We start from the raw sequence: 22,285 nt of genomic DNA, 5'->3' as shown, positions 1-22,285 counted from the left end.
CACGTCGATCTCGGTGGCGAAGTGGGCGCGACCGCCGACCAGGAACTCGAGGCGCACGAAGAAGCGTGGCGCCGTCAACGTACGCGCGCCCGTCGTTCTCACACTGAAGTGCTTTCTGTAAGCGAGTTCATCACTCGATCGTGCAGGAAAGGAATCCCATGCGAGCGTTCAGGTACTTAGCGACAGCCGCAGTTGGTCTGGCATTGGCCGTGGCGGGTGCTCCTCCGGCCAGCGCCGCCACGTGGAAACTGGAACCGATCGAGCAGCGGATCTGTGTGGATCCCGACCACGGCAATCCAGGCGCATACTTCATCGGGTCGATCTCCGGCCATTGGTCCAGGACGATCACGACTGGTTTGCGGGGCCTGCCCCCAGGCTCGGTCGCCCTGGGATCGACCACCCTTCCTCCGGGCTCACACGAGAACCCTCCGGGCAGCAAGGTCATCAATGTCTTCTCGGGTGTGCGGATCGGACCTGCCCCGAAGGGTGAGTACGTCTCGGAACTCTGGGCGACCGATGGCGAGGAGACCCAGTCCATGCCAGTGCGGATCGGCTTCCAAGACGGGTGCTGAGCCCGTCGGGGGCAACGCGGCCCGGCTCGGCGTACAGGGTGTGGGGTCTTCTGGTCGATCGCGTCTTCCTGGCCTGACTCCGTCGCGGAGTCTCCCGCGTTGAGCCGGAAGTGGGCAGAGGCGTGCCGGGTGTAGCAGCCGGCCAGGACGCCTGCGCACACCAGCACAGCCTTCCGCCGGCCGACCATGGCCGCGGTCGTCGATTCGTTCGCCGGACGGGAGGTGCCCCGGGCAAGCGTCCATCTCGTGGAGCACATCGCGATCGCCGTGGCCGGCCGTTGCTCCGTGCCCCGCGACCGTGTGGGAATCGGGTTGCGCTGGGGGGGATGCCACGTGGCCAACGCCCAGCGCTACCCCTTGGCGCAACGCGATTTCCACCGTCTCCCACTCCACGTCGACCACACCCCCGCCGGAGGCCACGCGGCGTCAGGCGCCGCGGCCGTCAGGCGCCCAGGCCCTCCAGGACCACCGCGCCCGGGAGGCCGGCCATCAGCTTGCCGGGCACGATGAGCTTGCCGCGGTGGCTACCGCTGCCGATGAGCGCGTACGGGATGTCGACCACGGCGGCGTCCACCAGCAGTGGCCGGTCGCCGGAGAACCCGATCGGGGTCATGCCGCCGAATTCCATGCCCACTCTCGCCCGTCGCCGTGTCCATCGGGGCGAACGACGCCTTGCGGGCGCCGAGGTGGCGGCGCACCACGCGGCGAGCACTGCGCACGCGGCCCTCGGGGCGGCAGGCTCACCTGGCCGGTGAGCCGGCCGAGACGGTGGCGGGCACCCGGCGTCTGCTGGAACAGACCGCATTGCCACTGGCGGGAATCCGCACGATCCCGGACCGGCTGGTGTCGTTAGCCGACCCCGATGCCCGGCCGATCCGCAAGGGCAAGCCCCAGCACCCCACCCAGTTCGGCCACACAGCATTGGTGGCCGAGGAGGAAGGCGGCTTTGCCGTCGACCACCAGGTTCACCGCGGGAACCCCGCTGATGCCCCGCAGCTGGTGCCCTCGGTCGAGCGGGTGACCAGCCTGGCGGCCGGGTCCCGGGGACCGTGGTCGCCGACCGGGGCTTCGGCACCGCGTCCAACGACCGGGCACTCGCCGAACAACTGTACGAACGCAGTCGCCCGTTCCGACGGATGCGCAATGGGAGAGTCGGGACAGAGGCCCGTATCAGCCACCTCAAGCGCGGCTTCGGCTTCCGCCGCACCCGCCTCCGCCACCTGGCCGGCGCCCAGACCTGGGCCGGACTCGGGATCTTCGCTTACAGCCTCCACCGGATGACCGTCATCTCCCAGTGAACAAGGACAGCAGCTCGGCCCCGGACCTCGACACGGCACCACCCACCACCAACACCCCGGCCACCAGGGCAAATCCTTTTTCAGGAGCAACTTCGTGAACCTGACCCGCTGAAAAGCGAAGCGCTGGTCGGCGCCATGACCGCCGCGCTGCGGCGGCGAGACGTGCCGGACCCGGCTGCCGGCCTCGCCGCCGATATCTGCCACTTCGCCTTGAGGGCGGCGTACACCCGCTCAGCACCGACCCGCCTGCCAGACGGTTCCGCGCGCTTCGTATTCCAGCATGCTTTCCACGCCTGTCGCGACTTCCGCACCGAGTTCGCGTTTGACCAGCCACAGGCTCAACTCGAGCCCCGATGTGACGCCCCCGGCGGTGACGAGGTCCCCGTCGTCAACCACGCGGGCGTTCTTGACGACACCGCCCTGCTCTTCGAGGTCCGCCTTCGCGACATGGTGGGTGGTACAAGGCCGCCCCTTGGTCAGGCCGGCGGCGGACAGCAGCATGGTTCCGGTGCAGAGTGAGCTGATCGTCAGCCCCTTACGTGGGGCAGCGGCGAGCGCTCGCGGGAGGACGCCCCTGTGGATTTCGTCCCAGATACCAGGGCCCTCACCGAGGGTGTACGCGCCGCCGCCGGGCACCACGATCAGATCCGCTTCCGCCGGAGCCCAGCGGTGTTTCACCTCGATCCGGGTGCCGAAAGAGGCTCGTATGGACCTGGGCCGCCCTGTGGTCACGTACCGGACCTTGACCCCGCCCTGGCTGTGCGCGGCAGCGATGGAGAAGACCTCGTAAGGAGCGATGCAGTCCAGCTCCTCGACTCCGTCGAACATCACGATGTCAACACGCAGCGGCCCTGTCGCAGCAGCCGCTGACTCGGTGCCCGAAGCCGTTGCCGTGAGTGTCTCTGCCCCGATAGCCGTCGCACCCACCACTGCCGTCCGGTGAAGAAACTGCCTACGATCCATCGGTGTGCCTCCTACGTCGGTAACTGCCCACGAAAGAGGAGTCGTGCCGGACGATGGTTGAGTTCCGCGCTGGATGGGTGCGGTCGTCCGGGCTACCGGCATGTCGATGACCAGCGGCAGCGGACCATGGCCGACAGGCAAGATCCGCGCGGACTGTTGGCGGCGCAGGCATGGCCCGGACCGACTCCACACATGTGCTGTCGGCAGCGCGGGAACTGGGATGGCTGGAGGTGGTCGCCGAAACCCTGCGCGCGGCCCTGAACGCGCTCGCCGCCGCCGCTCCCGACTGGCTGTCCGAGGTGGCCGGGCCGGACTGGTTCCGGCACTACGCCACCCGGGCGGAGGACTCACGGTTTCCCAAGACCCCGGCCAAGCGGGACGAGGTCGGCCGCCGGATCGGAACCGACGGGATGCGACTGCTTCAGGCCATCACCTCGGGTGACACGCCGGACCTGATCACGCACGCCGCCACCACCGATGCACGGTCAGCGACTTCGACCTGATCCCGACCGTCCACGCCGCACTCGCCGAGCGCCGTCTGCTTCCCGACGAGCACCTAGTCGACACCGGCTACGTCACCGCCCGCCACATCGTCGCCGCCCGGCGCGATCACAACGTGGAGCTGACAGGGCCGATGATGCCCGGCACCGGCTGGCAGAACCGGGCCGGATCCTCAGAGACCTTCACCGTCGGCGCGTTCAGCATCGACTGGGACCGCCGGACGGTGGCCTGCCCCGGCGGGAAGACCAGCACCCGCTGGGCGAGGGAACCCGTCCGGGACAAGGTCGAGATCCGGGTGCAGTTCCCGAAGACCGACTGTGGCTCCCGCCAGGTCAAGGACTCCTGCACCCGCGGACCACGCCGCAAGCTGACCCTCCAGGACCGGGACATCCACGAGGTCCCGCACCAGCGCCGGGCCGAGCAGGAGACCGACGCGTGGAAGGAGCGCTACACGATGCGCGCCGGCGTCGAAGGCGCCCTCTCCCAGGCCGTGAACCGCTGCGACCTGCGCAGATCCCGCTATCGCGGGCTCGCCAAGACCAGCCTCCAGCACCAGCTCACCGGCGCTGCCAGCAACCTCGCCCGCATCGACGCCCACCTCACCGGCACCCGACGAGCCCGCACCCGCACCAGCCACTTCGCAGCACTTCACCCCGCCGATCACACGATCGACGGGACGAAGTAGACGGCCCCGAATTGACCAACAGCATCCCGGTTTCCGGGGGCGGGGCCGAATCCCGGACGTCAGGCGGAGAACCACTCGGGCAAGTTGGGCGCCATGGACGCGGCCGCGGCCTGAAGTATGCCGTCGGGCATCGCCGGGCTGGGGCCGCCGCGCTCGGCCATGCGGTCGCTGAGGCGTTCCCAAGCCGCTTCGACCAGCCGGATGGCGCGTTCGCCACGTTCGCCGACGAGCCTGCCGTTCTCCTTCACCGTCTCTCCGGCGATGAGGACCCGGTCGATGTCACCCACCCCGCTGTGTTCGACGACGGTGGCGAACGGGTCGACGATGGGTCGCTGCCGGGGCGAGTCGTTGCGGAGCAGGATGAGGTCGGCGGCCTTGCCGGGCTCCAGGGAGCCGATCCGGTCGGCCATGTCCAGGGCCTCGGCCCCGCCCATCGTGGCCAGGTGCAGGGCCTCCCGGGTGGTGACCGAGACTTTGCCCAGTCTCATCAGGCCGGCTGTCTCCAGTATCGGCTGGTTGGTACGCGCGATGTCGAGGTGCCGGGCCAGCCTCATCTGGGTGAAAGCGTCCGGGGACGGGGAAGCCGATGCCCATCTGCGCCTCCGACTCCGGGGTGCAGGACACGGCGGCGCCCGCCGCAGCGAGCAGGCCCAGTTCCTCGTCATCAGTACACAGGGCAACTGCTGCGCGTGCTGAAGGGTGAACTCCTCACCGACGTGGCGATTTCCGGCGGACACGACGCACACCCACTCGTCGTGGAACAGGTCGAGATGTGGCAGACCTCGGACCACCCCGCGCGGCAACAGCAGCACATCCACCGAGCGCAGCACATGGAGACCTTCCTCCAGCCCGCTGCCACCGATGGGGATCTGACGCACCCGCACACCGCCACTCCGCTCCCCTACCACCCGCAGCAGCGACGGCAGGACGGCGGCGCCCCCGTAGTCCGAGGTCACCACCGTGAACTCCCGCGTGGACACGGCCGGGTCGAAGCGTACAGTGCTGGTGAGGACCCGCTCCGCGCTCTCCAAGGCGGCCTCGGTCAGCGGGCGCAGCTGCGCGCCCAGCGGGGTCAGCTGGCGTTCACCGCCCGACCGGACCAGGAGCTGGTCGTCGAAGTGCCGGCGCAACTTGGCCAGAGCCCCCGACAACGTCGGCTGGCTCTGCCCCAGCCTGCGGGCCGCCCCCGTCACACTTCGCTCGGCCAGCAGCGCGTCCAGCTGCACCAGCAGATTCAGATCCATTAATCGCGATATCACGCCCCCATTGTGAGCATCCGCCTGAACGCGGGCTCGTCCCGGTGCCCTCTCACCCTCGGCCCGCGCGATCGGCACCTCTTCGCGTGGCCCACCCGGTGGCAGCGTCCACCGGGTGGGCCGAGCGGCGCTGTGCGCACGAGGAAGTGTTCGGCACGGTCAGCAGCTCATTGAGCCGACCTCAAAGGTCTGCGATCTGCTGCCGACTGGTGTGCGCCGCTGTCATCTGCGGATCGGTTCAGTGCCGGGTGCTGAGTTCGGTCGCGGGTTCTGGCCGCGCGCCGGCCGCTGGGGACTTGGCCAACCGTTCGCCTTCTATGTTGGTCATGCGGACGACGTAGGCGTCGAGGGCGACAGCGACCGCGAGGCCGAGTCCGAGGGCCGCGATGACGGAGTCGGTGGAGCTCATGAAGCCCGCGAACACGCAGATCATGATGAGGGCCGCGGCTGTGACCACCTTGGCGCTGTGCTCGAAGCCCGTGACGACGGCCTGACGCGGATCGGCACCGTGGACATATGCCTCACGGATACGGGTGGCGCGGCGGTGCCGGTGACCTGCTCTGGGCGCCGATGGAGCGCTCCGTCGTCGCCGCCAGGGAGCGGACGTTGGCGACGAGGTCCTTGGTCGCGCCGTCGGACGGCGCGCTACGGAAGCCGGGGGCGCGAATGATGAGCGCGTATATAATAAACTGGCTCATCATTGATGGAGGTGTGTGATGGACAAGCCAGCAGGGATGTTCGACCGCGACTTCGAGTGGGAGGAACTGGTCCGGTTCGCCTCCTACCCGGGGGCGGAGGCGACGCTCGGAGTGGTCTCGGGGCGGCGGCGTCAGGGCAAGACGTTCTTGCTGGATGGACTCTGCCGGGCGGGAGGAGGCTTCTTCTTCGCGGCGAGCGAGGCGACTGAGGCGGAGTCGCTTCGCCAGTTCGGGGCGGCGCTGGCACGGTTCGAGGGACGCCGGGCACCTCACCGGTTCGCGCACTGGGAGGAGGCGGTCTCCGAGCTGATGGGCCTGACGGGGCCCGGTGGCGCGCCCTTGGTGGTGGTGCTGGATGAGTTTCCGTTCTTGGCGAAGGCTTCACCGGAGCTGCCCTCGCTGTTGCAGCGCGCCTTGGGGCCGCAGGCCCGGCACGAGAGCGGGCCGGTGCGCCTGCTGCTGTGTGGCTCCGCGCTGTCGTTCATGGGGAGCCTGCTCGCCGGTACGGCCCCCTTGCGCGGCCGGGCCAGCCTGGAACTGGTCGTGCCGACGCTGGATTTCCGCCTGGCCGCCCGCTTCTGGGAGCTGACCGACGATCCTCAGCTGGCGCTGCTGGTGAACTCGGTGGTCGGCGGAACCCCGGCCTACCGCCGCGAGTTCGTCCTCGGTGACACTCCCGCCAGCCTGGACGACTTCGGCCCGTGGGTGATGCGCAACGTCCTCAACCCGGGGCGCCCACTGTTCCGTGAAGCCCGCTTTCTGCTGGCAGAGGAACCCGACCTGCGAGACACCGCCCTCTACCACGGAGTGCTCGCGGCCATCGCTCAGGGCAACCACACCCGCGGCGGCATCGCCGGTTTCCTGGAACGCAAGTCCACCGACCTCGGCCATGCGCTGACGGTGCTGGAAGACACCGGCATGATCGTCCGCGAACCGGACGCCTTCCACGGCAAACGCTCCGCCTACCGCATCTCCGAACCGATCCTGACCTTCTATCACGCGCTGATGCGTCCCGAGTGGAGCGACCTGGAGCGGCCCGGACAGGCACCCTCGGTGTGGGAGCGCTCGCAGCCCACGTTCCGCAGCAAGGTCATCGGCCCCCATTTCGAACAGCTCTGCCGCACATGGACGCGCTGGTATGCCAGTGCGGACACGCTTGGTGGGCAGCGCACTCGTGTGGAATCCGGCACCGTCCCGGACCCGAGTGCCAAGACCAGCCGCGAGGTCGACCTCGCCGCTTTCGGCCGTAACGAGGACGGCCGCGAGGTTCTGCTCGCCATCGGCGAAGCCAAGTGGAACGAGACAATGGGCCTGGGCCACCTGCGACGCCTCGACCGCATCCGTACTCTGCTGCGTGCCCGGGAGGGTGTGCACGCCGAGCGGACCCGGCTGCTGTGCTTCAGCGGTGCTGGCTTCACCGGCGACCTGCGCGACCTCGCACAAAGCGATCCCACTGTCCAGCTCATCGACCTGGAGCGGCTCTACAACGGAGACTGACGTCCGGCGACGGGCCGTGGTGCCAGTGGTGCCGCGGGAGGCAACGAGGAACGCTCAAGACCTGCACGTCCGGCGGGTGCGGCCGGGACGCGTTGGGATACGGGATGAGCAGCCGGTTGACCCTCCGACTTCATGACGGGCGAAGTCATCGTGATCGGCGGCGGTCAGGGCACGGCGCCCCCCTTGACGCCCTCGCGGGCGGCGGATCGGTGCGGGCACCGGCCGCGTGCTGGTGGGCGCGCACGATGGTCGAGTCGACCGCGGTGTCCCAGCCGATGTCGCCGACGGCGTCGGCCGCGGCCTGCTACGTCTTCCTCGGCACTGCCACCACAGCCGCCCTGGTCATCTGGCTTCGCACATGATCACCGGGTCAAGTCCTGGCCGGGAGGCCATTTCGGTGTAAGAGGCCCTCACAGAATGCGTCATTTGTGGCGCGGCTGATTCCATCGCGATTCGGCGCTGAAGTGCCCTAGAGTCGCCGCATGCGGCGAAGGACAGGACTGGCGGTAGCCGGGGTTGCAGCCCTGGCGTGGGGCGAGTGGTTGAACTGGCGCTGGTCTCGAGTTCTCGTGGGGAACAGCGGGGGTGCTTCGGTGGCCGTGGTGGTGTTGGGATACCGGAATCCCCAAGCGACGGCGAACTTGATCAACCGATGGCGAGTCCGTGCTGGAATCCGCTCCATCGCCGCTGACGATGCGCATGGAACCCGCGTGATCTTCAGCGGCGGTGCGACCGGCACTGGCGCCACGGAGGCCCAGCTGATGGCTGACTACGCGAAGTCGGTGCTTGAGTTCGACGGCACGGTGCTCCTCGAAGACCAGAGCGCGACGACGTGGGAGAACATCACGAACGTCATCCCACTGCTTGAAGACGTGGACCGCATCAAGATCGCCTCCCAGCCAGCTCATGCGCTCAAGGCCCGCGCGTACTTGCGGCGGCAGCGCCCCGATCTGGCAGAGAGGCTGGTGCGCGCGCATGACTACCGCCCTGGCGAGTGGATGGTCGTCAAACCGCTGCTGGCTCTGTACGGACTTTGGACACTCCGCGGCCTCAAGGCCGACGAACGGAAGGTCTCGCCGTAGCCAGCCGTTGTCGCTTGGCGTCAGGCATGGTGGCTCTTGCCCCGGGGAGTCGGCGGCAACGTCCTCGCCCGGTTCGGGGACATCCTCGTCGCAGCCGCGCCTGAACTGACCGGCCACGTACGCGTGTCGCATTCGATGCCGCCACCGGCCGCCTGAACGGCGTGGTCGGCCACCTGTGCCAGAGTCAGTCGTTTGTGTTTCTCTCCGTTGCAGTGCTACGCCCTGTCAAAAGAAACATTGACGGCTGGTACGCGCAGGAAATCGAGCTGTTCCGCCGCCTTCGTTGCTGCTGCTGTGGTGTAGATGACGATTTTGAGGTCGGATCCGGGGATCGTGAGGACATCGCAGTCGAGAGTGATGTCTCCGACGAGGGGATGGCTGACGGTTTTACGGTCGTGCAGATGGTGCCCTGCGGCACCTTCGGCCCACAACTGAGCGAAACGCCGGCTGCGTGCCCGGCATTCACTGATCATCTGATCCAGGGTCGGGTCGTCAGAGAAATTTCCCTGTGCGGTGCGCAAATCTGCGACAAGGGCGGCTTCGATGGCTTCCTGACCGCGCTCCGAACGTACACGCCAACGCTTGAGTTCAGGATCGGGCAGGAACGTTTCGAGAACGAAATTGCGTCGGCTTCTTGGAATGAGCGCGGGGTCGCCGACGAGTGAGGCCCACAGCGGCGTCCAGGTGATGAGAGTCCAGTCCGCGGCGAAAACCGCGACAGGTTGTTCTCTCAGGCCGGCGATCAGGCGTTGCACGCTGGGAGGGATGTGTGTCGAGATCTGGCCCGAGGACGGCGACGGCAGATGCGCGAGCTGGTAGAGGTGATCACGTTCGGCTTCATCCAGCTGAAGGGCGCGAGTCAAAGCGTCCACAATTTGATCCGACGGTCGAGTCGCCCGGCCCTGCTCGAGTCGCATCAGGTAATCCACGGAGATTCCGGCAAGCGCCGCCAGCTCCTCGCGTCGCAGTCCCGAGACGCGGCGCTTACCGACCTGAGGCAGTCCTGCGTCTGATGGCGAAAGTCGGTTGCGCCACCGTCGGATGGCGGCGCCCAATCGATTTCCCTCATCGCTCACGTACCCAGTATGAGCGCACCGCTCTTGAAAAGGGTAGTACTGCGAGTCCTATGGTTGCACAAGGCTCTGGCCGACGTCGGCCAACCGAGCCAGGATGAGCGCACCCAGGGCGAGCAGATGCCGGGCAGGACGAATGCCGGAATCGCTGTCCTTCGAACCCCTGCCGAGAGGAAGAAACTGATGCCTGTCAACGTTTCCGGCCTTCTGGACGGCAAGTCCACTCTCATCATCGGAGCCAGCCAGGGTATTGGCGCGGCCGCCGCCCGCCATTTCGCTACCCAGGGCGCCCGCCTCGTCATCGGTGCGCGTAATCTCGAGACGCTTGAGAACGTGCGCGACGAACTGCGCGCCCAAGGTCATGAGGTGGAAGCCGTTCGTGTGGACGTCACCGACCGCGCCAGCATCGACGCCGCTGTTCAGAGGGCCGTCGATGCCTACGGTCGGCTGGACGCGGCGTTCAACAACGCCGGGATCGATGCCGTGGCGCCGTTCCACGAGCACACCGAAGAAACGTATGACCGTGTGATGGACATCGACCTCAAGGGCGTCTTCCTGTCGATGCAAGCCGAGATCAAAGCGATGCTCCTCGCCGAGGGTGGCGCGATTGTCAACACCAGCAGTGTCGGCGGTTTGATCGGCAACTACGGTCTGGCCCCCTACATCGCCGCGAAGCACGGTGTGATCGGCCTGACCAAATCCGCTGCTTTTGAATACGGTCAGCAGAACCTGCGTGTCAACGTCGTGGCCCCTGGGTCCACCGCCACCGAGATGTTCTTGGGCGGCATGGAACACGCGCCTGCCGAGATCGTCGCGCAGTTCAACACCTTCAGCCCGATGCACCGGCTGGGCCAGCCGGTGGAAGTCGCCGCAGCAGTTGCCTGGCTCCTGTCGGACCAGGCGAGTTTCGTCACCGGCGCCACTGTTCCCGTCGACGGTGGCTTCACCGCAGCCTGACTCACAACACGGCACCGGTTGGGCAGGGCGACGGGCAGCGCTTGGGACCAGCGGCGACGATGACGCGGTGCTGTGCACGTACGGGCTGGTGACGCTCGCTCATAACTGACCGCGTCCCGCGACGCCGCCCGGATCGCGCAGCAGGCCCGCCAGCACGCCCGGCAGGCTCAGGAACAGATCACCACCGCCCGCCAGCCTCCTCGCCGTTGCGGGCGACGACAACGAGGGTGGGAGGGCGATTATGGCTTGATGCCGACGCCGACCCACAGGCTGACGTCGGCGTCGTTCGGCGTGGGGGTGTCTCCAGGGGCGTCTTCGCGGTTTTCGGTGGATGGCCGCCAGCGGTGGCCGACGGTGATACCGGGCTCGATCAGGTCGAGGCCGGTGAAGAAGTCCGCCACGGCGGCCTTGTCGCGGAACTGTACCGGGGTTCCGGCGCGGTCGTAGATGTCGGTGACCTTCTGCCAGGTCTGGGGGTCGAAGTCCGGTGTGCAGTGGCTGAGCGCGAGGGCGCTGCCCGAGGGCAGTGCGCCCATCAGGCGGCGGACGATCCCGTGTGCGTCCTGGGCGTCGGTGACGAAGTGCATGAGCGCGTTGAGGCTGAGGGCCACGGGCTTGGTCAGGTCCAGCGTCTCGATGAGCTCGGGGGACTGGAGGATGGCGTCGGGTTCGTTGACATCCGCCCTGATGTAGGCGGTGCAGCCCTCCGCGGAGCTGGTGAGGAGGCTCTGTGCGTGTACGAGGACGATCGGGTCGTTGTCCACGTAGACGATCCGGGCGTCGGGTGCCACGGACTGTGCCACCTCGTGCAGATTGGGCTTGGTCGGAATGCCGGTGCCGATGTCGAGCCACTGCCGGATGCCGTGGTCCCGGGCGAGCACGCGCGTGGCGCGGTGCATGAACGCACGGTTCTCCCTGGCGCATACGAAGATGCCGGGGTACGCGGCCGCGACCTTGCCGGCGGCTTCCCGGTCCGCCTCGTAGTTGTCCTTCCCACCGAGGTAGAAGTCGTACATCCGGGCGGAGTGCGCTTTGTCCGTGCGCAGATTCAAGGCATTGGGCAGTTCGTGAGACATGCGGGCTCCGGGGTGGGGGCGCGTCCATGATCATCAAGTAGCCCGGCCAGGATAGGTCCCTCTCTCGGGCATATGCACGAGAGTCGGCCAACCACCCGCAGAGATAAGGAAGTTGCGGAGCTGAGGGGAAGAGGGAGATGTTCCGCGTACGCATGCGCGTAGGCGCAAGCTGCGGGCCATCGGGGCGACCGCGTCCACGGCCGGCCCTGTCACGGGCCTGTGGAGCGGCGGCCGAGCCGACAGTCGGCAGCCGGGTGCGGGGCGGCGGGGCGCGGTGCCCGGGGGGTCAGGGGCCCCGGGCACCGCGGTGTGTGGGGTCAGGTGGCCGGGTGCCAGGAGGAGAACCAGCCGTCGGGCATGGCCTCGATCACCTCGGGCAGTGAGGCGGCCGGGTGGAACGGGCGCCCGTAGGCCCGCGTCACCTTGTTGAGTTCGTCGAGCCGCCCGCGCGCGAGCTCGATCGCCGCGGCGCGCTCGGCGGGGTCGTGGTTCGACACCGCGTCCCGCCAGATCGACCGTCCCGCCAGGTATCCCGAGGCGCCCGCCCTGCCCGCGATCTCGACCTGGGTCCTGAAGTCCTCGTAGCCCACGCCCGCGGAGAGGATGACCCACGGCACGTCGACGCCCGCGTCGAGCTCCCGGCAGGCGCCCGCGGCGGCCTCCTCGCCCGCCGAGGTGCCCACGTACCCCGGGAACTCGACCTTGAGCATGTTGACACCAAGCGCGTTGGCGTCGAAAGCAGAGGTGAGGATGCCTCGGACACGGGCCTGCCGCCATGCCTCGCTCGCCGGGTCCTCACCGGCGACGGGATACCAGATCGGCTCGACGACCAGCGGCAGGCTGAGCCTGGCGCACTCCTCGACCAGACCACGGACGACACAGCGCTGGTGCTCGGCAGTAGCGGCATCCAGATCCGGGCGGTAGAACCAGAGAAGCTTGGCGACATCGGCACCCACGAGCTTGATCTGCTTCAGGCTCCAGCCCTCACGGTAACGAGTGCGGCGCGGGCCGTCGGGGAGCTTGTAGTCCTCGTCCTCGATGGTCGACATCAGTCCGACCGTCCCCGGCAGTGAGCCGCTGGCGACCGTGTGCAGGCCGTAGCGGGCGTCCAGCAGGAAGGCGGAGCAACTCGCGGAGAGCGAGGCGACGAGCTGGTCCTTGGCGGTGACCACGTCCTCGAAGGTCACCGAGGACGGATCGGGTGACAGCAGTTCAGCGAAGTCCGACAGGTGGTCGAGCGCGCAGATTTCGAAGAATCCCGCCTCGGTGGTGACGCGCTGAAGGCCACGGATCTTACCGGGGTCCAGGGGGGTGCTGGCAGATGACATGTGAGGTTCTCCCTCGTGAGGTGGGCGACGACGGGTGGGTTGAGTCGCCGGCTGGACGAATCGTCGGCTGGGCAGGGCGGTCCGGGGCGCCGCCTCGGTGGCGGGCCCTTCCGGTGAGGGCGGGCGGCGGGTTCAGGGCAGGCTCTCGGCGAGCAGGAGGCCCGCGACGAAGGTGTCTCCGAGGCCGATGGTCGCCGCGGGCCGGCGTAGATGGGGGGCGGGCACGCTGGTGGCCCACCAGCCGTCGCCGAGCGGGCCGTCGGCGGGCCGGTCGGCGGTGTACGCGGCGTCGGGCGGTGGTACCAGGTCGGCGACCGGGCGTCCGGCGCGGGCCCGGGCCCCCGCCAGCAGCGAGCCGCCCAGCAGGGACAGGGCCGGGTCGATTTCCTGGTCCCGGTGCACGGCCAGGGCCCAGTCGTCGGCGTGGACGACGACCCGGCGGGCCCCGGACCGCTCGGCGGCGTCGCGGGCGAGCAGCCGTGGATCGTTGCGCCGTTCGCTCAAGGTGTGCAGCTCGGAAAGGCTGAGCCCGACGGAGGTCGCGACGCCGGTGTCCAGAGCCTCACGCAACCGCCGGGTGGACGGGAACTCGGCGAGTTCGTGGTGGATGGTACGAATGCCCGCCTCCGCCCAGGCGCGCCCGAGCGCGGTCACCCAGTCCCGCCCCTCCCGGTCACCGTCGGCCGGGCCGTTGAGACCGGACAGCAGAGCGGCCCGGACCCCCGGCAGCCGGGGCGTCAGCGCGGCGAATGCCTCGTCCCTCTCGATCGGCTCGTCGCCGAAGCGCAGGATGATGCGGGTCGAGCGGCCCACCGTGCCGTTCGCGCAGCGGGTGCCCGCGGTGAACTCCAGGACGCAGTGGAGGAGTTTGCTGGGGCTCCCGGACGGGGTGACGGCTCCGGCGGGCACCACGGTGTCCGCCTCGCACAGCCCGGTGCGGGGGTCGACCACCGCCAGCTGTTCGGCGCTGCGGTCGGCCAGGGCCAGTACGGACGGGGCTCCGACCGTGGCCAGCGCCCAGGATGCCTGCGGCCCGGTGCCGCCGATCTGGCACCGGTCGGGTCGGCCCAGCAGCGCGATCAGCCACGGAGGGCCGCCCGGCCAGTGGCGTACCATTTCGCCGCCGCGTCCGGCGCCGATCCGGCCGAGGACCTCGGTGAGCACATCCCGCCCCCGGGCTCCCTCCTCGTCGTTCGGCGGGGCGGACACGGCCCGCACCAGCAGGTCCATCCGGCGGGCGTCGATGCCCCAGATACCGTCGACGCAGGCGCTGGTGCCGGTCAGCGCGGTGTGTGCGCGGGGAGCGTCCGCCATGATCCGGTGGGCCAGCCGGGTGTAGGTCTCGGCCCAGTCGGTGGCGGTGGTCGTGGCGCTCATCCCTTCACCGCGCCGGCGGTCACGCCTTCGACGATGCGCTTCTGGAAGACGAGAACGAGGATGACGAGCGGGATGGTGACGACGACCGACGCGGCGGCCATATCGCCCCAGGGGACGTTGTACAGCGCGGTGAAGTTGGCGATGCCGACCGGAATGGTCTGGTGATCGGGCGAGGTGGTGAACGACAGCGCGAGCAGCAACTCGTTCCACGCCGCGATGAACCCGAGAAGGGCGGCCGGGACCACGCCGGGCAGCGAGACCGGAATGATCACGCTCCACAGCGTGCGCAGCGGACCCGCGCCGTCGATCTTGGCGGCCTCGTCGACCTCGGCCGGAATGGCCCGGAAGTGGCCCCACAGGATGTACACCATCAGCGGCAGCGCGAGCCCGATGTAGACGCCGGAGAGTCCGCTGTAGGTGTCCAGCAGGCCGAGCCTGTTGAGCAGTTGGTAGAGCGGGGTGACGATGGAAATCTGCGGGAACATCGACACCGCCAGCACCAGGGACATCACCGCTCCCTTGCCGGGCAGCGGCAGCCGCGCGATGGCAAAGGCGGCGAGTGTGGCCAGCGCCAGGGCGATCGCAGTCGAGGCGAGGTCGACGATCGCGCTGTTGACGATGTACGGGCCGAAGTTCTTGGCGACGAAGACGTTCTGGTAGTGCTCCAGCGTGCCCCCCGGGAAGGGGAGGAACTTCGGCGTGTCGCCGGAGAGTTCGCGGTCCGGCTGGAAGGAACTGACGGCCTGCCAGAGGAACGGGAAGAGCGACCAGACGACGATCCCGGCGATCAGCAGACCGAAGGCGGCCCGGCGGACCGGTGCCATGACCCGGGCACGGAGCGGGACGTTCGCCGGTGCGGACCGGGCGAGCAGCGTGGCCATGATCACTCCCCCTTTCTCAGCCGGTGGACGATGAACAGCCCGAACCCGGTGGCGATCAGTACTTCGGTGACGAACATCGCGGTCGCCATCGTCGAGCCGTAGCCGAGCTCCAGCCCGGAGAAGAGCGTCTTGTACGAGATGGTGGACATGGTCTCCGTACTGCTGGCGGGTCCTCCGGCGGTGAGGACGTACGGCAGGTCGAAGACCCGGAAGGCGTCGAGGGCACGCAGCAGGGCGGCGATCAGCAGGGAGGGCATGAGCAGCGGCATGCGCACCCGCCAGAAGTACTGCCAGGTGGAGGCGCCGTCGATGCGGGCGGCCTCGCCCAGCCCGGCCGGGATCGTCTGCAGTCCGGCAAGCAGGAGCAGCGCCATGAAGGGCGTCGTCTTCCAGATGTCGGCGAGCATCAGGGTCGGCAGGGCCAGGGAGGGGGCACCGAGGAAGTTGACGTTGTGGTCGATGAGGTGGAGCTGCTTCAGGACGTAGTTGACCAGGCCGTTCTGTCCGTCGAAGAGCCAGCCGAACATCCGCGAGGTGACGACGGTGGGGATGGCCCAGGGGACCAGGACGGCGGCCCGTACGAACCCACGGCCGCGGAACGATGTGTGGAGGGCGAGCGCGATGATCAGCCCGAGCACCGTCTCGGCGGCCGTGGTGACCGCGGTGAACTCGATGGTCTGCCGCCACGCCTTCCAGAACACCTCGTCGTTGAAGAGGCGCTGGAGGTTGTCCAGCCCGGTGAATCTGTCGTTCTGCGTCTGCAGGCTCGTGTCGCGGAAGGACAGCCACAGCGTCTTGAGCACGGGGTAGAGGGAGACGGCGAGCACGCTGAGCAGCATGGGCGCGGCCAGCCCCAAGGCGATCAGGACGTCCTTGCGGTCGTGCCCGATCCGGGGCTTCCGTCCGAGCCGGTCCGCCGTGCTGCCCGAGCGGTCGGTCGGTCCGGCGTCCGCCCGCGACCGCCTGTGCCGCGCCGCCCCGGTGGCGGCGAAGGGTGCGGTGATGCGCTGGGCCATATCAGCTGCCCAGAATCTGCTCGATCTGCGATTTCGCCGATGACAGGTTCTTGGCGACATCGCCCGAAGTCAGCGCGGCGGATACGGTGGTCTGCAGGGCGAGGGAGACCTTGGGGTACTTCGGGGTCTTGGGGCGGGGCGTGCCCCCGGTGAAGATGTCCTTCAGCGTCACCATGAACGGATTGGCCTTTGCCAGCTTCGGATCGTCGAAGACGGCCGGACGGCTCGGCGCGAGCCCGAGCCCGGTGGCGAACTCCAGCTGGGTCTTCGGACTGGACATCCAGGTCAGGAAGTCCATCGCCGCGCTCTTGTTCTTGCTGGCCGCGTTCAGGCCGAACTGGTAGCCGCCGAGGCACGCGGTGCTCCTGCCGCCGGGGAAGGCGGGCAGTTTGGCCGTCCCGACCTTGCCGGCGACCTTGGAGGTGGACTTGTCCTGGGCGATGCCCCACACATAGGACCAGTTGCGCAGGAACGCGGCCCGCCCCCCGGTGAACGGCATCCGGCTGGGCTCCTCGTCCCAGGACAGCACGTCCTTGGGGGTGATGTGGTACCTGCCGAAGGTGTCGGCCATGAACTGGACGGCCTCGACGGTCTTGGGGTCGGCGATGGTGACCTTCTTACCGTCCGGACCGAGGATCGATCCGCCGTTGGAGCCGACGAACTCGACGAGGTCGCAGACGAGCACCTCGGCCTGTTTGGCCTGCCAGTTGAAACCGCTTGCGACTTTGTTCCCGTCCATGAGCTTCTTTGCCGCGGTGCGCAGCTCGTCCCAGGTCGTGGGGACGTCGATACCGGCGTCGTCGAGCAGATCCTTGCGGTAGTACAGCATCCCGGAGTCGAGGTACCAGGGCAGCGCGACCAGCTTGTCGTCGTAGGTGCACGCGTCGATGGCGCCGGGGAAGTACTTCGCGCGTTCCGCGCTGTCGACGTAACCGTCCATCGGGGCGGCCCATCCGGCGCCGGCGAACTCCGATATCCATACGATGTCCTGGGTGAATACGTCCAGGCTCGCGTCACGGCGGGAGAGCGACTGGACGAGTTGCTGGTGCACCTCGGTGGACTGGCTCGGGGTCGGCAGCTCGCGGTAGTTCACGTGGACCTTGCTCTGCGAGGCGTTGTACGCGTCGACGATCTGCTTCATGGACTTCTTGGCGAAGAACTTGGCGCTCGCGAAGGTGATGGTGGTCTTACCGCCGCTGGTCTTGCCCGACCCGCCGCCACAGGCGGTGAGAGCCGGGAGAGCGGCACCGGCGAGGAGGGCGCCCCCCGCGCCCTTGACGAATATGCGGCGAGAGGGCTGGGAGCCCTGCGGATTCGGAGGGGCTGCGGACATCGGGGACTCCTCGTTTGAGAAGGGACACTGGTCCGGAGAGCGAGGACGCTGCTGCGTTTTCTTGCCGTTCTCTTCAGCTCTCTGCTGAGGTGCCCGAAAGCTACGGCCGTGTTACTCGCTAGGTCAAGGGAGGTGACGCGAAGAGTTGCATCAAAGCGCAGACAAGCGCGTAGAGTGCCGCTAGGTTGCTCGCCGGAGGTGGCCAGTGGCAGAGAAGACATCGGGCCCTGAGCAGGGCAATGACGCCGTGCTCCCACGGCGCAGACGGGCACTGCTCACGGAGTTCGTCAACGATCGCGGGCAGGCCACGGTGGCGGAACTGGCCGAGGCGTTCAGTGTCTCGGCCGACACGGTGCGGCGCGACCTCGACTGGCTGGCCGCGCAGGGCGCGATCGCCCGCACCTACGGCGGAGCGGTCACACTGGCCGATCTCGCCTCGGCCGATACCGTCTTCTCCGCCCGCGCCTCACTCAACGGCGACGCCAAGAAGGCCATAGGCCAGGCGGCCGCCGACTGCGTCGCCGACGGTGAGACGGTACTGCTCAACGGCGGTACGACAACCCTGGCGGTGGCTCGGGCCCTGGGCGCGCGGCAGGACCTCACGATCGTCACCAACAACATCCGGGTCCCCGGGGAGATCCCCGCGTCCGCCGTACGCGACCTCTATCTGATCGGCGGTGCCTGCCGGCTCGCCTCGAACGTCACGATCGGCCCCATCGCCTTCCCGCACACGGCCGGCATGAGCGTGGATGTCGCGATCATCGGCGTCGGAGGGCTGTCGGCGCAGGCCGGGCTGTCGACGTCGAACCTGCCCGAAGCGCAGATGATGGCCGAGATGCTGCACGCGGCCCATCGCACGATCGTCGTGGTCGATTCATCCAAGTTCGGCAGGAATGCCTTCGCTCATATCGCCGGACTCGACGCGATCTCCCACCTCGTCTGCGACAAGGCCCCGCAGGGCGACCTCGCCGACGCGCTGGCGGCGGCGGGTGTGCGGGTCATCGTCACCGGCGCCGAGTGACGACCGCGGTGGGCCCGGACCACCACGACCCCGGAGAACGAGGTCATCATGGTCCGGGATTTACCGTCGGCCGGTTCGCCTCCGTAACGGCACACCTCCGCTCGCCCGGAGAGACCGGCGCCGCAGTCGTCGAGCAGGGCTCTCCCGCCTCGTGCAACCACGGCGTCGCCGATGAAACTGACCAAGACCGGCGAAGTCGTAGTCGCGGCGATCCACGCCGCGGGGGCCGAGCACGCCGCCAAGGGCGGCTACACCAAGGTCGAGGTCGGTGGCAGAGGCCACGCTGAAGCGGCATCGCGGATGGAGACGGCGCGCGTTCTCGATCACGCGAGGAGAAAGATCGGCTCTGGCGACACCCTGCCCATCCCAGTCTTGAGCGCGACTCTGGACAACAGCGTCACCGCAGCATTCCAATGGACCCGCCGGGCTGCTCGCAGCCGGAACACCCACCTTATGGGAGAGCTGCGGGTGACACGGGTCTGTCCAGTGAACGGCGTCTGTGGAGATGTCCGGGTTCAAGCGGAGAGCGGAGGGACCATGGCCGAGATTCCGGGGCGCTCAGTAACGAGCAAGGTCGTCGCGCTTTTCGACGCCTTCGGCCCTGACTCCCCTGAGCTCACCCTCAACGAGCTCAGCGCCCGCACCGGGCTGCCCCTGTCGACGGCGCACCGGCTGGCCACCGAGCTCGTCGCGTGGGGCGGACTGGAGCGCTGTGACGGTGCCGGCTACCGGGTCGGGCTACGCATGTGGGAGCTCGGATCGCTCGCCCCTCGCGGCGAGTCGCTGCGCGACGTCGCCCTCTCGGTCATGCAGGACCTGTTCGAGGGGACCAAGGAGAACGTTCATCTCGCCGTCTGTCAGGACAGTCAGGCGCTCTACATAGAGAAGATCTCCGGGGCCGGTGCGCTGCTGGTGAAGTCGCGCCGCGGCGGGCGCCTGCCGCTGCACGCCACCGGGGTCGGCAAGGTGCTGCTGGCTCATGCGCCCAAAGAGGTGCAGGCCAATGTGCTGGCGGGGCCACTGGCGCGCTTCACCCGACACACCATCGTCGAACCCGGCCGGCTCGTCCGGGTCCTCGACGACGTACGCGGGACGGGCGTCGCCTTCGCCTACGAGGAGCTCACACTCGGGTCGCTGTCGGTCGCAGCGCCCATTCGAGACGCCTCGGGAGCGGTTGTCGCAGCACTCGATGTCGTCCTGCACACCACTGGCGGACGCCCGGAACGGCTGGCGCCCGCCGTGCGCACCGCCGCCATCTCCATTTCCCGCGCGCTACGTGACCAGCAGATTCGCTCCCATCCCTGACTTTTCCGCCCTGCACTCCCGCTCAATGGGAACGCAGGCTTTCGCCGCACCTGCCGCGGCCGCGACTGTGACCTTTGCCACCGAACGGGAAGGTCACCCATGACTGGCAGTACACCGGACACCGAGGGCGCGGTCCCCACCACGGAGCAGCAGCACGAGATCGACCATTACCTGCAGACGTACCGCGAGATGGCGGGCTTCGTGCCACCACGCATCCAGGCCCGTTTCGACAGCCTGGGCCGGACGAACCCGGAGCTGCTGCTCGCGCAGGAGAAGGTCCGCAACCTCGTCACCTACACCGATGTGCTGGATCAGAAGACCGTCCAGCTGATCCTGTTCGCCGTGCTGGCGGTGCAGCTGCGGGACGCGGCGAAGATCCACGGACATGCGGCCCGGCGGGCCGGGGCGAGCTGGGAAGAGCTGCAGGCTGCGATCAACCTCGCCTACCTCTTCGGTGGGGTCTCGATCGCCAATCACGCGCCGTCCATCCTGGAGGGCGTGGCCGAGCTGGAAGCCAAGGCCATCGCTGAGGAAGGCACGGTGCGATGAGCAGCCGCCCGGAGCCGATCTACGACATCGCCCAGCTCGGCCACGCCGAGCTGCGCACGCCCCGGCTCGAGGAGTCCGTCGCGTTCTTCACCGAGGTCTACGGGCTGACCCTCGTCGGCGAGGACCCCGGTCGGGCGCACCTGCGTGCCTGGAACGACGACGTCCTGACCTCACTCACTCTGACGGGCGCCCCCGAGGCCGGCCTGGGCCACGTCGCGTGGCGGGCGACCAGCCCGCAGGCCCTTGAGCGACGCGTCGCCGCGCTGGAGAAGCACGGCGTCGAGGGCACCTGGCATGACGGCGACTTCGGCCACGGCAAGGCCTACCGCTATACCGGCGTCGGCGGGCACATCCAGGAGGTGTACTTCGAGACCGAGAAGTACGTGCCGCCGCCCGGCGAGGCGCCGGCTCTTCCGAACCAGCCGCAGCGCTTCGCCCCCAAGGGCGCCGCTGCTGCGCGCATCGACCACATCAACCTGCTGGTGCCAAACGTCGCCGAGGCGAGCGGCTTCCAGCAGGAGGTCCTCGGGTTCAAGCTGCGTGAGCGGCTCGTCCCCGCCGGGGGCGACGAGGTCGGCGCTTGGCTGTCGGTCATGACGAAGGCCCACGACCTCGCGCTCACGAAAGAACCGGCCCCCACCACCGGACGGCTGCACCACCTGGCCTACGCCGTGCCCGAGACCTCGGATGTGATCCGCGCCGCCGATATCTTCCTCGAGAACGACGTGTTCATCGAGTTCGGTCCCGCCAAGCACTCGCGCACTCAAGGCTTCTTCCTCTACGTGTATGAGCCCGGCGGCAACCGCGTCGAGGTGTTCACCGGTGGGATCCACATCTTCGCGCCGGACTTCGAGACCGTCACATGGGACACCGAGTCGAAAGGCCGCGGCACCGCATGGGGCCTGGGCGTGCCGGAGTCGTTCCACACCCACGCGACCCCGCCGTTCGGAGGGGCGCCCGCGTGACCGGGCTGACCGCGAGCTACGTGACGCTGCACGGGGCCGGGTTCACCGATCCCGCGCGCACTCCTTTCGCCGCGCGGGCCGCCGCTGCCGCGAGGGCGGGATTCACCGGGATCGGTGTGCAGTTCGCCGACCTCGCGGCGCACGGCGGGGTCGGTGCCGTGCGCACCGTGGCCGCCGATGCCGGGCTCGCCGTCACCGAGGCCGAGTTCCTCGGTGGGTGGGCGCTCGCCGAGTCGGTTGCGGCGCCGTCGGACGCCGAGGTCACGCTCGCTGAGGCTGCGCGCGTCTGGGGGCCGCTCCGGGTCACCTCCGGCGAGTTCGCCGCCGGACCGGCCGATCCCGGACGCGCGGCCGACCGCCTCGCCGAGCTGGCTGCCCGGTTGGCCCCCCTGGGCGTCACCCTGGCGGTGGAGGCATTCGCCTGGGGCGCCCTGTGCGACTATCCCGCGGCACTCGACGTGGTCCGGCGCAGCGGAGCGCCGAACGCGGGGGTGATGATCGACGTCTGGCACTGGTTCGCCACCGGTGCCGACACCGCCGTGCTCCACGACATCGACGCCCGGGAAGTCGCCGGCGTCCAGCTCAACGACGGTCCCCGGGTCCGCCCGGACGACCCGGACATGCTGCACAAGGCCCGTTCGACCCGGTTACTGCCGGGCAGGGGTGAGCTTCCCGTCCGCGCGCTGGTCGCGGAGCTCCGCACCCTCGGCTACACCGGCCCCTGGTCGGTCGAGGTCAACGATCCGTGGTTCCGCGCCCTGCCGGTCGACGAGGCCGCCCGGCAGGCCTTCGATTCCGCCACCGCCGTTCTCAACGGCTGATCCGCGGACCTCCGCCTCGCTCCGGCGTGAA

At 68.7% G+C, this 22,285-nt stretch carries 20 protein-coding genes and 5 pseudogenes; 11 read left to right on the top strand and 14 right to left on the bottom strand.

The features are described from left to right. Positions 1 to 130 precede the first annotated feature (130 nt). Positions 131 to 349 carry a hypothetical protein gene (locus IEJ02_RS15495; protein WP_191065404.1) on the bottom strand — a complete coding sequence of 73 codons (219 nt, stop codon included), beginning with the start codon at positions 347 to 349 and terminating at the stop codon, positions 131 to 133. Between IEJ02_RS15495 and IEJ02_RS50775 the strand changes: the two genes are divergently transcribed. Beyond that, on the top strand, positions 276 to 572 hold the full coding sequence (locus IEJ02_RS50775) for a DUF5980 family protein (RefSeq protein ID WP_369075648.1): 297 nt from the start codon (positions 276 to 278) through the stop codon (positions 570 to 572). The genes IEJ02_RS15495 and IEJ02_RS50775 overlap by 74 nt on opposite strands. Before the next feature lie 442 nt (positions 573 to 1,014). Here IEJ02_RS50775 and IEJ02_RS15490 read toward each other — a convergent pair. Continuing rightward, positions 1,015 to 1,273 (bottom strand): annotated as a pseudogene (locus IEJ02_RS15490) (YbaK/EbsC family protein); the annotation flags it as partial. Between IEJ02_RS15490 and IEJ02_RS15485 the strand changes: the two are divergent. Beyond that, positions 1,266 to 1,870, top strand: a pseudogene (locus IEJ02_RS15485) (transposase); the annotation flags it as partial. The pseudogenes IEJ02_RS15490 and IEJ02_RS15485 sit on opposite strands and share 8 nt — an antisense overlap. Before the next feature lie 231 nt (positions 1,871 to 2,101). On the opposite strand, the gene IEJ02_RS15480 reads toward IEJ02_RS15485, so the two are convergent. Then, complete coding sequence (locus IEJ02_RS15480; RefSeq protein WP_191065403.1) at positions 2,102 to 2,833, bottom strand: DJ-1/PfpI family protein; 732 nt, start codon at positions 2,831 to 2,833, stop codon at positions 2,102 to 2,104. A gap of 194 nt (positions 2,834 to 3,027) precedes the next feature. Between IEJ02_RS15480 and IEJ02_RS48565 the strand changes: the two are divergent. Then, positions 3,028 to 4,019 (top strand): annotated as a pseudogene (locus IEJ02_RS48565) (transposase); the annotation flags it as partial. Positions 4,020 to 4,078: 59 nt separating this feature from the next. On the opposite strand, the gene IEJ02_RS15465 reads toward IEJ02_RS48565, so the two are convergent. From IEJ02_RS15465 to IEJ02_RS15455, 3 genes and pseudogenes are all read right to left on the bottom strand, one after another. Next, the gene (locus IEJ02_RS15465; protein WP_191065400.1) at positions 4,079 to 5,278 is read right to left on the bottom strand and encodes a LysR family transcriptional regulator; all 1,200 of its coding nucleotides are present in this window, start codon (positions 5,276 to 5,278) and stop codon (positions 4,079 to 4,081) included. A 235-nt stretch (positions 5,279 to 5,513) separates the two neighbouring features. Further along, positions 5,514 to 5,810, bottom strand: a pseudogene (locus IEJ02_RS15460) (MMPL family transporter); the annotation flags it as partial. Next, entirely contained in the window at positions 5,797 to 5,976 is a 180-nt protein-coding gene (locus IEJ02_RS15455) for a hypothetical protein (RefSeq protein WP_191065399.1), read from the bottom strand. The gene IEJ02_RS15455 and the pseudogene IEJ02_RS15460, both read right to left, overlap by 14 nt. Before the next feature lie 33 nt (positions 5,977 to 6,009). On the opposite strand from IEJ02_RS15455, the gene IEJ02_RS15450 reads away from it, so the two are divergent. Continuing rightward, positions 6,010 to 7,470: an AAA family ATPase gene (locus tag IEJ02_RS15450; RefSeq protein WP_223863852.1), complete on the top strand. Its 1,461-nt coding sequence runs from the start codon at positions 6,010 to 6,012 to the stop codon at positions 7,468 to 7,470. Between the two features lie 211 nt (positions 7,471 to 7,681). On the opposite strand, the pseudogene IEJ02_RS15445 reads toward IEJ02_RS15450, so the two are convergent. Next, positions 7,682 to 7,774 (bottom strand): annotated as a pseudogene (locus IEJ02_RS15445) (IS5 family transposase); the annotation flags it as partial. A gap of 178 nt (positions 7,775 to 7,952) precedes the next feature. Here IEJ02_RS15445 and IEJ02_RS15440 point away from each other — a divergent pair. Beyond that, positions 7,953 to 8,552 (top strand): YdcF family protein, encoded by a 600-nt coding sequence (locus IEJ02_RS15440; protein WP_191065397.1) that lies wholly within the window; start codon positions 7,953 to 7,955, stop codon positions 8,550 to 8,552. A 215-nt stretch (positions 8,553 to 8,767) separates the two neighbouring features. Here the strand turns inward: IEJ02_RS15440 and IEJ02_RS15435 are convergent, their stop codons facing one another. Continuing rightward, positions 8,768 to 9,628 carry a helix-turn-helix transcriptional regulator gene (locus IEJ02_RS15435; protein ID WP_191065396.1) on the bottom strand — a complete coding sequence of 287 codons (861 nt, stop codon included), beginning with the start codon at positions 9,626 to 9,628 and terminating at the stop codon, positions 8,768 to 8,770. Between the two features lie 180 nt (positions 9,629 to 9,808). On the opposite strand from IEJ02_RS15435, the gene IEJ02_RS15430 reads away from it, so the two are divergent. Beyond that, positions 9,809 to 10,582 carry an SDR family NAD(P)-dependent oxidoreductase gene (locus IEJ02_RS15430; RefSeq protein WP_191065436.1) on the top strand — a complete coding sequence of 258 codons (774 nt, stop codon included), beginning with the start codon at positions 9,809 to 9,811 and terminating at the stop codon, positions 10,580 to 10,582. Between the two features lie 239 nt (positions 10,583 to 10,821). On the opposite strand, the gene IEJ02_RS15425 is transcribed toward IEJ02_RS15430, so the two are convergent. From IEJ02_RS15425 to IEJ02_RS15400, 6 genes are all read right to left on the bottom strand, one after another. Continuing rightward, entirely contained in the window at positions 10,822 to 11,658 is an 837-nt protein-coding gene (locus IEJ02_RS15425) for an SAM-dependent methyltransferase (RefSeq protein WP_191065395.1), read from the bottom strand. 317 nt (positions 11,659 to 11,975) lie between these two features. Further along, entirely contained in the window at positions 11,976 to 12,986 is a 1,011-nt protein-coding gene (locus IEJ02_RS15420; RefSeq protein ID WP_191065394.1) for a tagatose 1,6-diphosphate aldolase, read from the bottom strand. Between the two features lie 132 nt (positions 12,987 to 13,118). Further along, on the bottom strand, positions 13,119 to 14,363 hold the full coding sequence (locus IEJ02_RS15415; protein ID WP_191065393.1) for an ADP-dependent glucokinase/phosphofructokinase: 1,245 nt from the start codon (positions 14,361 to 14,363) through the stop codon (positions 13,119 to 13,121). Then, the gene (locus IEJ02_RS15410) at positions 14,360 to 15,244 is read right to left on the bottom strand and encodes a carbohydrate ABC transporter permease (protein WP_223863851.1); all 885 of its coding nucleotides are present in this window, start codon (positions 15,242 to 15,244) and stop codon (positions 14,360 to 14,362) included. The genes IEJ02_RS15415 and IEJ02_RS15410 overlap by 4 nt, the downstream gene beginning before the upstream one ends. Before the next feature lie 2 nt (positions 15,245 to 15,246). After that, the gene (locus IEJ02_RS15405) at positions 15,247 to 16,260 is read right to left on the bottom strand and encodes a carbohydrate ABC transporter permease (RefSeq protein ID WP_223863850.1); all 1,014 of its coding nucleotides are present in this window, start codon (positions 16,258 to 16,260) and stop codon (positions 15,247 to 15,249) included. 1 nt (position 16,261) lies between these two features. Continuing rightward, positions 16,262 to 17,593 (bottom strand): ABC transporter substrate-binding protein, encoded by a 1,332-nt coding sequence (locus IEJ02_RS15400; protein ID WP_191065392.1) that lies wholly within the window; start codon positions 17,591 to 17,593, stop codon positions 16,262 to 16,264. A gap of 205 nt (positions 17,594 to 17,798) precedes the next feature. On the opposite strand from IEJ02_RS15400, the gene IEJ02_RS15395 reads away from it, so the two are divergent. From IEJ02_RS15395 to IEJ02_RS15375, 5 genes are all read left to right on the top strand, one after another. Continuing rightward, positions 17,799 to 18,614 (top strand): DeoR/GlpR family DNA-binding transcription regulator, encoded by an 816-nt coding sequence (locus IEJ02_RS15395; protein WP_275559364.1) that lies wholly within the window; start codon positions 17,799 to 17,801, stop codon positions 18,612 to 18,614. 171 nt (positions 18,615 to 18,785) lie between these two features. After that, on the top strand, positions 18,786 to 19,919 hold the full coding sequence (locus IEJ02_RS15390) for an IclR family transcriptional regulator (RefSeq protein ID WP_223863849.1): 1,134 nt from the start codon (positions 18,786 to 18,788) through the stop codon (positions 19,917 to 19,919). A gap of 99 nt (positions 19,920 to 20,018) precedes the next feature. Further along, a complete protein-coding gene (locus IEJ02_RS15385; protein ID WP_191065391.1) occupies positions 20,019 to 20,468 on the top strand; it encodes a carboxymuconolactone decarboxylase family protein in 450 nt (149 codons plus the stop codon). Continuing rightward, positions 20,465 to 21,433, top strand: coding sequence for a VOC family protein (locus IEJ02_RS15380; protein ID WP_191065390.1), 969 nt, complete (start codon positions 20,465 to 20,467; stop codon positions 21,431 to 21,433). Before IEJ02_RS15385 ends, IEJ02_RS15380 begins: the two co-directional genes overlap by 4 nt. Then, on the top strand, positions 21,430 to 22,254 hold the full coding sequence (locus tag IEJ02_RS15375) for a sugar phosphate isomerase/epimerase family protein (RefSeq protein WP_191065389.1): 825 nt from the start codon (positions 21,430 to 21,432) through the stop codon (positions 22,252 to 22,254). The genes IEJ02_RS15380 and IEJ02_RS15375 overlap by 4 nt, the downstream gene beginning before the upstream one ends. Positions 22,255 to 22,285: the final 31 nt, after the last annotated feature.

Source organism: Streptomyces sp. 5-10, from assembly GCF_014712245.1.
GTDB lineage: Bacteria > Actinomycetota > Actinomycetes > Streptomycetales > Streptomycetaceae > Streptomyces > Streptomyces violaceusniger.
The sequence above is the reverse complement of the archived record's forward strand: the minus strand, read 5'-3'. Positions and strand labels throughout refer to the sequence as shown.

Bases quoted from the DNA above. Each gene is read 5' to 3' on its own strand.
- IEJ02_RS15480 (WP_191065403.1), bottom strand. From the start codon at position 2,833: ATGGATCGTAGGCAGTTTCTTCACCGGACGGCAGTGGTGGGTGCGACG.
- IEJ02_RS15455 (WP_191065399.1), bottom strand. From the start codon at position 5,976: ATGATGAGCCAGTTTATTATATACGCGCTCATCATTCGCGCCCCCGGC.
- IEJ02_RS15450 (WP_223863852.1), top strand. From the start codon at position 6,010: ATGTTCGACCGCGACTTCGAGTGGGAGGAACTGGTCCGGTTCGCCTCC.
- IEJ02_RS15440 (WP_191065397.1), top strand. From the start codon at position 7,953: ATGCGGCGAAGGACAGGACTGGCGGTAGCCGGGGTTGCAGCCCTGGCG.
- IEJ02_RS15430 (WP_191065436.1), top strand. From the start codon at position 9,809: ATGCCTGTCAACGTTTCCGGCCTTCTGGACGGCAAGTCCACTCTCATC.
- IEJ02_RS15425 (WP_191065395.1), bottom strand. From the start codon at position 11,658: ATGTCTCACGAACTGCCCAATGCCTTGAATCTGCGCACGGACAAAGCG.
- IEJ02_RS15420 (WP_191065394.1), bottom strand. From the start codon at position 12,986: ATGTCATCTGCCAGCACCCCCCTGGACCCCGGTAAGATCCGTGGCCTT.
- IEJ02_RS15415 (WP_191065393.1), bottom strand. From the start codon at position 14,363: ATGAGCGCCACGACCACCGCCACCGACTGGGCCGAGACCTACACCCGG.
- IEJ02_RS15410 (WP_223863851.1), bottom strand. From the start codon at position 15,244: ATGGCCACGCTGCTCGCCCGGTCCGCACCGGCGAACGTCCCGCTCCGT.
- IEJ02_RS15405 (WP_223863850.1), bottom strand. From the start codon at position 16,260: ATGGCCCAGCGCATCACCGCACCCTTCGCCGCCACCGGGGCGGCGCGG.
- IEJ02_RS15400 (WP_191065392.1), bottom strand. From the start codon at position 17,593: ATGTCCGCAGCCCCTCCGAATCCGCAGGGCTCCCAGCCCTCTCGCCGC.
- IEJ02_RS15390 (WP_223863849.1), top strand. From the start codon at position 18,786: ATGAAACTGACCAAGACCGGCGAAGTCGTAGTCGCGGCGATCCACGCC.
- IEJ02_RS15385 (WP_191065391.1), top strand. From the start codon at position 20,019: ATGACTGGCAGTACACCGGACACCGAGGGCGCGGTCCCCACCACGGAG.
- IEJ02_RS15380 (WP_191065390.1), top strand. From the start codon at position 20,465: ATGAGCAGCCGCCCGGAGCCGATCTACGACATCGCCCAGCTCGGCCAC.